Raw genomic sequence first — 13303 nt, forward strand, 5'->3', positions numbered from 1 at the left:
GCACATTACTGACAGAAGGAGAGACAGTTCATGGAATATTCCAGTCTTTTATTTGATCACCACGCCTCTCCCGAAAATGGGCTTGAACGCTCATCTTACGGCTTTCTTCATGATATTCATATGGATAAAGTTATTCAGGATATTTTGAAGGGAAAGGAAGAATACGAGCTGGAGTCCCTATTTTATAACAAGCTTGAATCTATTGAAACGATCCGTTACCGTCTCGCCATCATTGAGGAAATCGATAACGCAATTTCTGTTCATGCAATGGCCTCATTCTCGCAGAGAATGTCGAAGGTACGGCAATACGTCCAATACAGCCAATCATCTCCAGATTATGATCAACAAATGAAATGGCTATTAGACGCGGCTCACCTGTATTGTCAGACCATTATGGAGCTGCATCGTAATATGGCAATTGCAGACTTGCAGTCACTTGGTCTTAAACATTTCTACAAATGGCTTGAACACTACACGCACTCTTCGTACTTTACTACATTATCCAAGAAAACCTTTGAGCTGCATCAACAATTCAATGAAATTCGATTCAGCCTAACCCTTTCTGACGGCAAGATAAACTTATCTAAAACGGACAATGATCAAGATTATTGCAGATCGCTAAGCAACGTGTTTCTGCAAGGACTGGAATATGATGAACATTCGGATATTCGCTTGTCTGCCGGCCTACAGTTTTCTGATGTGGAGAAAAACATACTCTCTGTAATCAAAAAGCAATATGCCAGGCTATTTCATACACTGCGGAATTATTACACCACATATATCGATTTTATTGACTCTTCCATCATGAGATTTGATCGGGAAATCCAATTTTATGTTGCTTCTCTTGAGTATTTTCAAGCTCTTAAAAATAAAGGCTCATCCTATAGTTATCCAGTAATCCGCGGGACAAAAGAACTTCATATTAAAGGGGGTTATGATCTTTCTCTGGCATCATCCGCTTTGCATGCCGGGCTGCCGATCGTCGGCAATCATTTTGATCTTGCTGCTAATGAAAGAGTGTGCGTATTAACAGGTCCCAACCAAGGAGGGAAAACGACATTCGCCCGCTCGCTTGGTCAAATTTTCCACTTAAGTTCCATTGGCTGCCCTGTTCCTTGCGAAGAGGCTACTCTGTTCGAATTTGACAGAATATTCACTCATTTTCCGACACAGGAACAGCCGGGATCTACTTCAGGAAAATTGAAGGATGAGCTGGCCCGGTTAAAGCCGATTATGGATCAATTTACAAGCCGCAGCATCATTTTATTAAATGAGCTTTTCTTCACAACCACTACTCATGATGCTTATGCAATGGGCAGTAGAGTACTAGAAAACTTTCTGCAACAAGGAGCCATGTGTCTCTATGTCACGCATATCTTCGAGCTGGCGACTTCTCATAAGCAAATTGTTAGTCTGGTTGCTATAACGGATGAACTTGATCCAGCAAGGCGAACGTTCCGAATTAGGAGACAGCCTGCCGATGGACTTGTTGACGCATCCTCTATTGTCAGGAAGTATGATCTGACCCCTCAACGATTAAAAGAAAGGATAAGTCTATGAAACCAAATCTGCTATACGAATCACACGAACCCAACCTGCAATCCCGAGTAAACGAACAACATCTATTGCAGGATCTGCATATGGATTCGATTCTTACTATAATGTCCCGTCAGGACTCATTTGTGTACAATACGATGAAGAAGCTCATGCTGCAACCATTGACAGACGAGCGAACCATTTTATATAGACAACATATTTTAAGTGATTTGATTAATCAATTCTTTCTCATCAATCGTATATATAGCATTGTATCTGACATTGAACTCCAAGCAGCAGATTATCGAACGATAATGAAGCCAAACTTCTCGCGCAACGTGCCAATAAGTGAAAAACTAAAATACGCAACAAACTTGCTTCATTTTCTGTTAGACAAGCTTCAGGAGCTTCGAGACCTTGGCACAGAAAGCAGTCCTCACTGTCATTCAAAGGGCTTAATCAACTTGTTCAAACAGCTTGAGCAAAGATATACAGATGTTTTTCTGTCGGATGCCCGTAAGCATCAGCGCACTCTTCAACAGACCGTTCAGAATAGCCAATTGAGTATCGGAGCACGAATTGGAAATGGGCTAAAAATAACAGGCTTAACACTTAGAAAGATTGAAACAGCCCCTCTCCTCTCTTTCAACAAAATAAAATCAGGCAAATCAAGCTCCTTCCACCTCGGACACAGCTTGAAAGAAATAGAGGAGAGCGCTTTGCTGAACGTTCTGCGTATTATAAGCCGTTTTATCGGCGACTCCTTGAACTTCACTGGTTTGCTGCGCTTCGAGAGCAGTTTCTTTGTGGGCTGCATGAATTTATATAAAGAACTGACCAAGCGCGGGTGTGAAGTGGCATTCCCCTTGCCCGTTCAGTCTAACGAGAGATACCTTTCCTTCACTAGTCTATACAACCCCAGCCTAGCCATCCGAATTAAACAGCAGCCTCATACCAACGACTTGCAGATGGATGACAAGAGTTTGCTTATCATTTCAGGCGCGAATCAGGGTGGGAAAACGATCTATCTACAAAGCATAGGGCTGGCGCAGCTGATGATGCAATGTGGCTTATTTGTACCCGCCACTTCCTTCCGAGCGAGTCTGTGTGACCATATCTTTACCCACTTTACAAGAGAAGAGGATGAGACGATGCGCAGCGGCAAGCTGGACGAAGAGTTATCGCGATTGGATCAATTGATCGATCATCTGACTTCTCGCTCTCTCTTGTTAATGAACGAGCCCTTCGCTTCTACTACAGAACGGGAAGGCTCAGTCATTGCGAAGGATCTGCTCTCCGTCTGCTCTGAAATGCATCTGAGAGTCTATATTGTTACTCATTTTTATGAGCTCGCCAACTGGGCATACGGGAAACTCGAGAATGCAGTATTTGTATCGCCTGTAATAACAAAAGGTGGGCCGCCTTCTTATAAGCTGTCCAGTCAGAAGCCTTTACCTACCAGCTACGGAGAAGATCTGTATCATAAAGAAATGAAGCTGAATAATCGAAATTAAGGACCCAGCTTTTCAGCTAGGTCCTTTGCTGTGCCTAGAGGCTCTATTCAGAGCCGTGTTCATTTTAATCCTGAAACGAGCTAGCTGAAATATATGCGAGACTAACTTCACCAGTCTTTTTGCTCTCATTTTTGGCAGCATCAACGGCAAAGCGGAGCACGCCAACGAGGTTGCTCCGCTTCTGCGGTTAACATCAAATTGTTAATTGCGATTTTTTATTTCCTCTATCTCCAGTTGCCTCTCTTGTTTGATCGCTTCTCTGAAATCATCGCGTACGCTTCCCTTCCACAAAGCTACGCCTGATCGGTAAGCAGCACGCGCGTTAAGATGGCCTGCAACCGGCGAAGTGATAAAAACAAACAAAATACCCAGGAGCAGCTTGATGCTGAAAAAATCATGAACGAACCAAGTGTAAAAAAAAGCGCCTAGCAGAATAAGAAGCACGCCAAGCGTGGCGCTCTTTGTAGCGGCGTGGGAGCGCAAATACACATCCGGCAATCGTATGAGCCCTAACACGCTAATAACCGCGATGACTGCCCCCAATAGGATCAGGATTGCAAATACAACTTCAATGATTTGTTCCATCATCTCCAGACTCAAGGACAACCCCCCTCTCGATATATCTCGCCATTGCGGTCGTCCCGATAAAGGTTAATATGCCGATAACCAATATGATGTCGAAATACGCCCGAGTCCCCGTCGTTATGCCGAGGACGGCAATCATGGACAGCAATAAAATGCCTATCGTATCCAGCGCCGCAATCCGATCGGCAATAGACGGCCCCTTTAGCAATCGGTACAAGGCTCCCAATATGGCAAGCGATAACAAAATAAGGGAAACCCACAGCAGCGTTGTCGTCATCTCGTTACCTCCATGATGGCGCGTTCGAAAGAACCTTTGATCTGCGCCGCAAGCTCGTCGGGGTCGTTAATGTCCATGGCATGAATGTACAATGTTTTCCCGTCGCCGGATACATCAAGCGTAAGCGTCCCCGGCGTCAAACAGATCAGGATTGACAATAAGGTAATTTCAAAATCGCTCCTTAGCTCCGTATCCAGCTTGATGATACCTGGACGAATGTTGAGCCTGGGGCGCAGCACTTCGCGAAGAACCGTCACGCTGGACATCAACAGTTCCTTGTTAAACATGGCTATCAATCTTAAGACAGCCCCTGTTTTCCTTATCATTCTCATCATGCTCTACTCCTTCAACACCGCTTGTACATAGCTGGACGGGTCCAGAAGGGTCCGCCCTGCCTCGCTAGCGAATTCATATATCCATTCCGACCCGAAGCCCATCGCAACAACAATAAGCATTAATCCCGCGGTCGGCAGCAACAGACCGGCCTTTCTTGTGTCGGTCGCAGAAGCCGTCGCACGCTCATCGCCCCAGAAAGCCGCCATGAATATACGCATCAAAGAATACAGAACAACAAAGCTTGTCGCCAGCGAAACCGCGGTCAGCAGATAATGCTCGCCTTCCAGACCGCCGCGCACAATGAGCAGCTTCCCTGCGAAGCCGCTAAGAGGCGGAATGCCGGCAACAGCTAGTATAGTCGCGAAGAACATCCATCCGAGCAGCGCGTTGCGCCGCATCAGCCCGCCCATCTCGGAGAGCTTGCCCGTCCCCGCCGCACGAATAATTAACCCTCCGAGCAACAACAGCAGCGCTTTGGCTATCATATCGTGCAATAGATAGACAACAACGCCTTCCAATGAGTCACGATTCGCCGTGGCAAGCCCGAAAGCGATAAAGCCCACGCTTATAACAATATTGTAATTCAAGATGCGCGGGATATCCTTGTAAGCCAGCGCCCCGAACGCCCCTAGAACCATCGTTGCGCCCGCCATCCAGCCGATCCACACATGCGTCACCTCCGGCATGCCGCCGAAGACCAAAGTGAAGGTGCGCACGAGCGCATACACCCCCACCTTGGTCAACAACGCGCCAAACAGAGCCGTAACCGCAGTCGGCGGCGCGCTGTAGGCGCCTGGCAGCCAAAAATAAAGGAGAAGGCCCGCCTTCAGCGAGAACACGATCAGGAACAACAGCGCTATGACGTTGAGGATGCCTCCTTGTCCGGCTTCCGCCACCTTAAGGAACAGGTCGGCCATATTAAGCGCCCCTGTTACGCCGTACAAATAAGCTACGGCCGCCACGAACAGGGCCGAGGATACGACATTAATGATGACATACTTGAGCGTCTCCCGGAGTTGAAGCCTCGTCCCTCCTAACACGATAAGCGCATAAGAGGAGATTAACATCACTTCGAAGCAAACAAAAAGGTTAAAGATGTCGCCTGTTAAGAATGATCCATTGACGCCAACGAGCAGAAATTGCAAAAGCGGATAATAAAAATAGCTCTCTCTCTCTTCTCCTATGCTGCCCATTGAGAAAAATACAATAAACGAGCCAACGACCGTCGTTGCCAGCACAAGCAGCGCGGCCAGCATATCTCCGACAAAAGCAATGCCATAAGGCGGTGCCCAGCCGCTCATATACAGGGTTTGAACGCCGTCCTTTTTGACATGAATGACGATTGATACGGCGATAGCGACGCCCGCGAGGCTGCTTGCCCCGCTCAACCAGCGCTGCGACAAAATACTTCGCCGCATAAAGACAAGCAGAACCGAAGTAAACAGCGGGACGAGCAGCGGCAGTACAAGCAAGTTATTCATTCTCGTTCCCCCTTAGCTCTTCCATGTCATCCGTACCCAGCTTTTTGTATGCCTTATACGCAAGGACTAGCAGGAACGAAGTGACGCCGAAGCTGATGACGATTGACGTTAGGATCAACGCCTGCGGCAAGGGATCTACGTAAGCTTCCGCTTTCTCGTCAAGCAGCGGCGGCGCCCCGGTCTTAAGACGCGACATCGTCAGCAGCAGCAGATGTACGCCATGCGACAGGAAGGAAGACCCCAGCACGATACGGAGCAGACTCTTGGACAGGATAAGATAAATGCCGACCGTAAATAACACGCCGATCGCGAGTGACATATACAATTCCATCGCTACTTATCCCTCCCGATCGTAAACAAGATGGTCGACGCTACGCCAATAACGGTCAAATAGACGCCCAGATCGAACAGCGTTGCCGTCGCCAGCTCCAGCTCTCCAAGGAGCGGAATGTCGAAATAGCCGAATGTATGGCTTAGAAACGGCACATTTGCCAGGAAGCTGCCGGTTCCGGTTAATAATGCAATCAGAATGCCGATTGCCGTAAGTCGTTTGAAGTCCACGCGAACGATGCGCGCGATCTTATCCACGCCATTGGTAATAGCCAACAGCAGAAGCGCTGCCGAAGCCATCAAACCTCCGATAAATCCGCCTCCCGAATGATGATGCCCCATATAGAACAGATACATGGAGTAGATCAGGACGAGGACTACCACCAGCTTGGCAACCGTGCGCAGGATAACGTCATTGCTTCGAATACCGGCATACACATCGTATTTCATACCGTCATGCCCAAGCGGCCTATCGTTCTCGTCTTCCTTCACCTTTAGCCTGATCAGCGCATAGATGCCGTAGGACGCAATGCCAAGCACGACAATCTCCAGCATCGTGTCGAAGCCCCGAAAGTCGACGAGTATCACATTGACGATATTTTTCCCGCCGGCAAGCTTATAGCTGTTCTCGATAAAATAATCGGAGATCGATTCGAACTTTCGGCTGCCGCTTGCGCTTAGCGCAATAAGCGTCATAACCGCGCCGACGCTTGCGGCGATCAACAGATTCCATACTTTAAACGGCAGTCTGACAAGCTCCTTTTTGAGCTTCGGCAGGTGGTAGAAGCATAACAAGAAGAGAGCCACGGACACCGTCTCCACGATTAACTGGGTCAACGCCAAATCCGGCGCCCGAAAGATGACGAAAAATAGCGTTACCATATACCCTGCCATCCCGGTCAGAATGATAGCCATCAGCCTTGAGTTCGCGAACGGAACGGCTATAGCGGACAGAACAAGCGCTCCAATGACGACCGCTTCATAGAAGGAGGTTGTCGCCATTCCTTCCGTGTTCAGCGCAAATGCTCCCTCGAGCCACATTGTCAATCCCAAAGACAGCACAAGGAACAAAAAGATATAGATTAAATAATGACGAACGGAGCCCGTCATATACAGGCGAGTCAATCGCCCGGCAACATTGTCCAGCAGGCGTTGCCCGTCATCGTAAGCGCCGCTCAGCGAGACCCGATTGGTGAGCGGCTTGCTTACCCATGCGGCTCGTCGCTGCAGAATAAATATTGCAGTACCGACGATAGCGACGCCAATGGTCATATACAACTCCGTATTCCAGCCATGCCACATATCAATGGAAACCATAAACTGTTCCTGCGGCTGAAGACCGGTGAAATGAATCGCCGCCATTGCGGGTTCAATCAGCGTATGGGATAGCAGATTCGGGAACAGGCCGAACATAACGACAAGCGATGCCAGGACGAGCGGCGGTATCAACATGCCGAGCGGCGCTTCATGGGGCTTCTTCTCGAGCTTCTCGAACTGCGCTTTCCCGCTAAACGTTCGGAACACAAGCAGCAGGCTGTAGGCAAACGTGAATACGCTGGCGACCCATGCCACGATCGGAAACAGGGAACCCCACAATTGCATGCTGGCGAACGACAGCTCGCGGATTTGCAGGAGCGCCGTAAAGAACATCTCCTTGCTGAGGAAGCCGCCGAATGGCGGTATGCCTGCCATCGAGAAGGCGCCAAGCAGCGTGATCGTGAAGGTAATCGGCATAACCGCCATCAGTCCGCCAAGCTTCCGGATGTCGCGCGTACCCGTCTCGTGATCGACGATGCCTACCGCCATAAACAGCGCGCCTTTGAAGACCGCGTGGTTGATAAGGTGGAAAATCGCGGCCGTCGTCGCTTTGGCGAAGAACAGGTATTGGCTGGTGCCCGGATAAAATGCCGCGGCCGAGCCCATCCCGAGCAAACTCATAATGAGACCAAGCTGACTAATCGTCGAGAAAGCAAGCAATGCCTTCAGATCCGTTTGCTTGATCGCCCGATAGGAACCATATATCAACGTGAGAAGCCCGACGCCGGATACCATCCATAGCCAGACGGCATGGCCGGAGAAAACCGGGCTAAGTCGGGCAACCAGATAGATGCCGGCCTTGACCATGGTCGCGGAATGCAAGTAGGCGCTGACAGGCGTCGGCGCTTCCATGGCATCCGGCAGCCAAATATGGAACGGGAACTGGGCCGACTTCGTAAATGCGCCTGCCAGAACGAGCAGCATGGCCGTTATGAACAACTTGTGTTCCGCCAATTGCGGTATGGTCTCCAGCAATTCTCGAATACCGAACGTACCCGACATCACATACAGAAGCGCGAAACCTGCAAACATCGCAAGACCGCCGCAAACGGTAACGACCATGGACTTAAGCGCGCCGTACCGTGAACGCTCCCGTCGATCCCAAAAGGCGATCAGGAGAAATGAGGAGATGCTCGTCAACTCCCAGAAGGCGTAGAGCACCATCAGATTATCGGACAACACAAGTCCGAACATCGCTCCCATAAACAACATCAGATAAACATAAAAGTACGATAATTTCTCCTTGCTCTTATCCAGGTAATAAATAGAATACAACAGGACCAATGAACCGATTCCTGCTATTAATAAGCCAAACAGCAAGCTAAGTCCATCCACATAAACGTCGAACCCAATGCCGAGCGAAGGAATCCATGGAAGGGAGCCGCTTATCTCGCTGCCGTTCTCTATGCTTGGGATCATAGACAACAGGAGAACGAATATCGCAATCGGCAGGGGCAGCACAAACCAGCCCGTATGAACTTTCGGTAGTATCTTGTTCGCGATTGGCACAATCAGAGCGAACAAAAAAGGCAAAATAATGACGAAATGAATGACTGACACAATCTATCCCCCTTAATCCTTCTATCTCTAAAGTATGACCATTTCCACCCAGCATCATATCCCTTGTTAGAGGTTGTTGAACTTGCACTATTATGGTTGCCGGCGTATGCCTGAAAAAGCGCAAAAAGAGCCCGCGTTTGGCAGGCTCCTCCGAGTGTTGCATCATATGAAATTGGGCCATAAATCTGTCGTTATTATATCCCAGCCCTATCCTTTTTGTCAAAATCGGAATGAGATTCTTGCAGGCAGGGGATTACTCTTATTAGAAAGGAGTGATCCCGTTGTCACTGCATGCGAAATGGATGATTTGTTTGCTCATTTTTATATTTATAGCAGGGATAGCAGCCTGGTCCAATTATCGGATACAAATGGAGCGTCCAAACACGGTGAACCAATCCCCCAAGTCCGAAGGAACCTATAGGGGACTAACCTCGCCGGAAAACGATATTAGCCTGGTCAACTATAAGCCTCGCGAGTATGTGAAAATTGTTCGGAAAGCTCGGTAAGTGATATTACGGCTCATTTCAACTTCAGCTGTTGGCCGATCTCCTTGGTGTATTCGGTCATTCTCATAATGATCTCGGACCGCAAGGATTCCCTGACCACGCCGAATTTCTCCTCATAGCCCCTGCAGAAATAACGGAAGTAGAGGATCCCGTCATTCATCTCCTCCTCGATCACTTTTATATTTTTTAGCCTGAACTCCTTCTTGAGGGCATAGTAGTCGGCAGTGACCCTCTGCATCAGATATTCCATGCAGCGGACGAGGACTCCCTTGAGAGAAACCTGCATGAAGGACAGATCCTGAATGCTCTTCTGAATCATGGTGAGCATGTGCGGATACATAATATAATCTCGTATTTGGTCTAACTCGTCGGCTGTTGGTCTGCCCACTTGCTTCGATTCGTATCGCTTCTCGTACTGCTCCTTGTGCTCCGTAAGCAGCATCTTGGATTTCCACCGTTCATTGCCATCCAACTTGCTCATTTAAAGTGCCCCCCGATCTGTCCCGCCCTCTCGCGAGCTACTCCGGCATCGAGAAGCGAGGATGCCCTCATGATTGCCATGTCGCCGAACCGATCCTTGATCGCGTCCGTTGTTTTCTCCAGCTCGAATGTTTTATATCGGTCATCAAAGAGGTCAAGCTGCTGCACCTGGTCGCTGGAGAGCTGATTAAGAGCGATCATAATATGGGTAACGGGCATGCCCTGCCAATATTCTTCGAATAAGCGAAGAACGGCAGCCGACAACTCATGGGTAAGCGATGTCGGATGCAGCAGAGTAAGCTGCCGGTTGAACCTGTTGCCCCTCTTCCCATCGGTCTCCCCCATGCCAAGGGAGATCACCCTGCCCTGCACCCCGAGCCTGCGCGCACGACGGCAGACCTCGATGCAAAGCTCCAGCAGGACAACCTCGATATCCTCCCTTCGCGTATACAACGAAGCTCTAAGCGTCTTGCCATGACTGACGGACTTTAGCGGGGCGCTTATAGAAGCAACGACCGGACTGGGATCAATGCCGCGAGCCGTCTGCCAATAATATTCGGCCTGAATGTCCGATTGCTTGCCCATCATCCGGCGCATCTGCTTCTTGAACATCGGGAGCTCCATCCGGGCGATATGTCCGATGGTATCCAGCCCCCACATCGTGAACCGCCGGGTCATGCGCGAAGCAACCATAAACATTTTGTGGACCGGCAGCGGCCACAGGTCTTTCTCGATATCGGAATGGTCAAGCCGATAGATCCCGGACGGCTGTTTCTTCGCGAAATTATCCGTAGCCGTCTTGGCCAACACCTTTGTCGGTCCTATTCCCACCCGGGACCATACGCCGGTAGCCAGCTTGACTTTGTGTTGTATTTGGACCGCAATCTCCTCCGCCGATCCGAATAAGCCAAGCGAACCCGTCACATCCAGAAACTGCTCGTCGATGGAATACGGCTCCACCAATGGGGTAAAGGTTTCGAAAATCTCCGTAATTAACAACGAGTACGTAATGTACCTCTGCATGCGAGGTTTAATGATGACGAGATCCTTGCAAAGAGCCTTCGCCTCGAACACTCTGCTCGCCGTTGTAACTCCCTGCGCCTTGGCGAGCGGGCATGCCGCCAATATAATCCCGCTTCGCCGCTCCGGATCGGCCACGGCTACAGGCTTATCCCGGTATTCCGGATGCGCGGCCTTCTCAACGCTCGCATAGAAGGACTGACCATCCACAAGCAATATGGAACGTTCAGAGGGCATGACATCTCACCACCCTCGCAGACAGAGTCTCATCGGCACGAAGCAATCGGGGTAATGCGATACGAAGTCCCACGCCATTGTTCATCTTGCATCCGACCTTTCGAACATTTGTTCTTATTATCATCTTAATACGAACAATTGTTCCCGCGCAAGGACTAAAATATGTATGCTTATCCAACGATATTCTTTAGATGCCCTATACATCATATTTTTTTAAAAGAAGGCAAAGCTAAACAAGGCGTTTACTAATCTAAAGGAGTGTTATAAATGGGTATTTTGAGCGGCAATCCGAAGGATGAACCCATGCATTATGGCGAGATTTACACCGCTTGGCAGGGTTCTATGGTGGCGAAGGGGATGATTTCCTGTTATCAGGCTTATCAGAACCATGCCGGGGACAAAGAACTGAAGAAAATTTTGGAAGCGCTCCTCGACCAATCCAAGTTGGAAGCGAAAGAGCTTGACCAACTGCTTACAAACAACGGAATCGCACCTATTCCTGCTCCTGCCGAAAGACCGCCAGTCAAGCTGGAGGATATTCCGGTCGGCGCAAGATTTACGGATATGGAAATCGCGGCTGCGATCGCTGCCGATACGGCGGCAGGGATTGTGGGATGCAGCCAAGCCATGATCCAATGCATCAGGGAAGACATTGCGGCCCTGTACGCCAAGTACCATTTGGCCAAAACAGCCCTCGCCGTTCGCATCCTGGAGATGAATAAGGAAAAAGGCTGGCTCATCCCTCCCCCGCTTCAGGTAAAACGGCCAGAATTAGTCGAAGCCTGATTGGACGAAGCCGTGAGTCATAGCCGACTCTTAAAGATATCCTGATTGCAAATAAACCGTTCCTCGTTGCATGGCGGCTGACGCCGCCGCCAACGAAGGAACGGTTGTTTGGCTTAACCCTTATTCTAGAACAACAATCGGTACACGACTCCCGCCGTAACCGCAAAAGCAAATCGCCCTTCGATGGAGGACGTCCACAAAACTTCCTTGTCTCCTCCAATCATTCGAGAAGGCGCTTGCTGTGCGCTTATCTCGCATAGCTGATCCCGGTCGGAGAGCAAAGTTGCTTCTCTCAGGACGCCGCCTTCCCACTTAAGACCGACCTCGTATCCGCCCCTGGCGCGAAGTCCGCCGACCTCTCCCGAAGGCCACTTATCAGGCAGCGCGGGCAGAAGCTCGAGGATGCCTTCATGCGATTGCAGCAGCATCTCCGCGATTCCGGCCGTCGCGGCAAAGTTGCCGTCGATCTGGAACGGCGGATGCGCGTCGAATAGATTGGCGTAGACGCCGCCCCCTTTGTAGTCGCTAGGCTCATCGTTCCTCACGAGCGTCAGCAGATTGGAGATCAGCCGCTCCGCCCGGTTGCCGTCCTTAAATCGAGCCCATAGGCCGATTTTCCAGCCCAGGCTCCAGCCGGTCCCGCCGTCTCCCCGCCGCTCCAGCGAGGTCCGCGCCGCACCGAACAGCTCAGGCGACGTCCGCTCCGTGATAAGCTTGCCGGGATAGATGCCGACAAGATGCGAGACATGACGATGATAAACGTCCTCATCGTCGAAGTCGCTGGACCACTCCTGCAATTGCCCATGCTTCCCGATCTGCAGCGGCAGCATTTTGGCCTTCGCCGCAGCCAGCTCTTTCGCGAACGTTTCCTCCCCGCCCAAAACCTTCCCCGCTTCCATGCAGTTGTCGAACAATTCGGCGATTAACGACAGTTCCATCGTCGCGGCCGCACTGACCGCATGCAATCCTTCGCCGGCCACGAAATGATGCTCCGGCGATGTCGACGGTCCCGTCACAAGGAAACCGTTCGCATCCTCGTACAACCAGTCCAGGCAGAACAACGCCGCTTCCTTCATGACGGGGTATGCGCGCTGTCGCAGGAACTCGACGTCCCCGCTGAACGCATAGTGCTCCCATAGATGCTGGGTCAGCCAGACCCCGCCCATGGTCCAGAGCGCCCAAACGGGATCCCCTTCGCCGTAATTGCCGACCGGCGCAGTCTGCGCCCACAGATCGGAGTTATGATGAGCCACCCAGCCCCTTGCTCCGTAATTGACGGTGGCCGTCTCCTTTCCGTTCTTCGCGAGCCGTTCGATATAAGCCAGCAACGGCTCCCGG

General features: G+C 50.4%; 11 protein-coding genes and 1 pseudogene. 3 read left to right on the forward strand and 9 right to left on the reverse strand.

Features of this window, described 5'->3' with window-relative positions:
- Positions 1-30: 30 nt before the first annotated feature.
- A complete protein-coding gene (locus tag PAT3040_RS14455) occupies positions 31-1560 on the forward strand; it encodes a MutS-related protein (RefSeq protein ID WP_108993285.1) in 1530 nt (509 codons plus the stop codon).
- Entirely contained in the window at positions 1557-3050 is a 1494-nt protein-coding gene (locus PAT3040_RS14460) for a MutS-related protein (protein WP_108993286.1), read from the forward strand. The genes PAT3040_RS14455 and PAT3040_RS14460 overlap by 4 nt, the downstream gene beginning before the upstream one ends.
- Before the next feature lie 201 nt (positions 3051-3251).
- On the opposite strand, the gene mnhG is transcribed toward PAT3040_RS14460, so the two are convergent.
- From mnhG to PAT3040_RS14505, 8 genes and pseudogenes are all read right to left on the reverse strand, one after another.
- Positions 3252-3635, reverse strand: a complete 384-nt coding sequence (mnhG, locus tag PAT3040_RS14465; protein ID WP_108993376.1) for a monovalent cation/H(+) antiporter subunit G — start codon at positions 3633-3635, stop codon at positions 3252-3254.
- Positions 3619-3912 (reverse strand): Na(+)/H(+) antiporter subunit F1, encoded by a 294-nt coding sequence (locus tag PAT3040_RS14470; RefSeq protein ID WP_087572784.1) that lies wholly within the window; start codon positions 3910-3912, stop codon positions 3619-3621. Before PAT3040_RS14470 ends, mnhG begins: the two co-directional genes overlap by 17 nt.
- A pseudogene (locus PAT3040_RS14475) lies at positions 3909-4229 on the reverse strand (Na+/H+ antiporter subunit E); the annotation flags it as partial. The pseudogene PAT3040_RS14475 and the gene PAT3040_RS14470, both read right to left, overlap by 4 nt.
- A 21-nt stretch (positions 4230-4250) precedes the next feature.
- The gene (locus PAT3040_RS14480) at positions 4251-5729 is read right to left on the reverse strand and encodes a Na+/H+ antiporter subunit D (RefSeq protein WP_108993288.1); all 1479 of its coding nucleotides are present in this window, start codon (positions 5727-5729) and stop codon (positions 4251-4253) included.
- Positions 5722-6060, reverse strand: coding sequence for a Na(+)/H(+) antiporter subunit C (locus PAT3040_RS14485; RefSeq protein WP_087572781.1), 339 nt, complete (start codon positions 6058-6060; stop codon positions 5722-5724). The genes PAT3040_RS14480 and PAT3040_RS14485 overlap by 8 nt, the downstream gene beginning before the upstream one ends.
- Before the next feature lie 2 nt (positions 6061-6062).
- The gene (locus tag PAT3040_RS14490) at positions 6063-8936 is read right to left on the reverse strand and encodes a Na+/H+ antiporter subunit A (RefSeq protein ID WP_108993289.1); all 2874 of its coding nucleotides are present in this window, start codon (positions 8934-8936) and stop codon (positions 6063-6065) included.
- 519 nt (positions 8937-9455) lie between these two features.
- Complete coding sequence (locus tag PAT3040_RS14500) at positions 9456-9923, reverse strand: YhjD family protein (protein WP_108993291.1); 468 nt, start codon at positions 9921-9923, stop codon at positions 9456-9458.
- Positions 9920-11179 carry a DNA polymerase IV gene (locus PAT3040_RS14505; protein WP_108993292.1) on the reverse strand — a complete coding sequence of 420 codons (1260 nt, stop codon included), beginning with the start codon at positions 11177-11179 and terminating at the stop codon, positions 9920-9922. Before PAT3040_RS14505 ends, PAT3040_RS14500 begins: the two co-directional genes overlap by 4 nt.
- Before the next feature lie 267 nt (positions 11180-11446).
- Between PAT3040_RS14505 and PAT3040_RS14510 the strand changes: the two genes are divergently transcribed.
- Positions 11447-11965, forward strand: coding sequence for a DUF3231 family protein (locus PAT3040_RS14510; protein ID WP_087572521.1), 519 nt, complete (start codon positions 11447-11449; stop codon positions 11963-11965).
- 125 nt (positions 11966-12090) lie between these two features.
- Here PAT3040_RS14510 and PAT3040_RS38660 read toward each other — a convergent pair.
- The coding region (locus tag PAT3040_RS38660; protein ID WP_373863944.1) for a glycosyl hydrolase family 95 catalytic domain-containing protein at positions 12091-13303 on the reverse strand (1213 nt) is incomplete at its 5' end.

The sequence above is a fragment of the Paenibacillus agaridevorans genome (genome assembly GCF_003112455.1).
Lineage (GTDB): Bacteria > Bacillota > Bacilli > Paenibacillales > Paenibacillaceae > Pristimantibacillus > Pristimantibacillus agaridevorans.

What these genes read in the sequence shown, in the direction of transcription:
- PAT3040_RS14460 (WP_108993286.1), top strand. Translation starts at nt 1,557, where the DNA reads ATGAAACCAAATCTGCTATACGAATCACACGAACCCAACCTGCAATCC.
- PAT3040_RS14485 (WP_087572781.1), bottom strand. Translation starts at nt 6,060, where the DNA reads ATGGAATTGTATATGTCACTCGCGATCGGCGTGTTATTTACGGTCGGC.
- PAT3040_RS14500 (WP_108993291.1), bottom strand. Translation starts at nt 9,923, where the DNA reads ATGAGCAAGTTGGATGGCAATGAACGGTGGAAATCCAAGATGCTGCTT.
- PAT3040_RS14455 (WP_108993285.1), top strand. Translation starts at nt 31, where the DNA reads ATGGAATATTCCAGTCTTTTATTTGATCACCACGCCTCTCCCGAAAAT.
- PAT3040_RS14505 (WP_108993292.1), bottom strand. Translation starts at nt 11,179, where the DNA reads ATGCCCTCTGAACGTTCCATATTGCTTGTGGATGGTCAGTCCTTCTAT.
- PAT3040_RS14470 (WP_087572784.1), bottom strand. Translation starts at nt 3,912, where the DNA reads ATGACGACAACGCTGCTGTGGGTTTCCCTTATTTTGTTATCGCTTGCC.
- mnhG (WP_108993376.1), bottom strand. Translation starts at nt 3,635, where the DNA reads ATGGAACAAATCATTGAAGTTGTATTTGCAATCCTGATCCTATTGGGG.
- PAT3040_RS14480 (WP_108993288.1), bottom strand. Translation starts at nt 5,729, where the DNA reads ATGAATAACTTGCTTGTACTGCCGCTGCTCGTCCCGCTGTTTACTTCG.
- PAT3040_RS14510 (WP_087572521.1), top strand. Translation starts at nt 11,447, where the DNA reads ATGGGTATTTTGAGCGGCAATCCGAAGGATGAACCCATGCATTATGGC.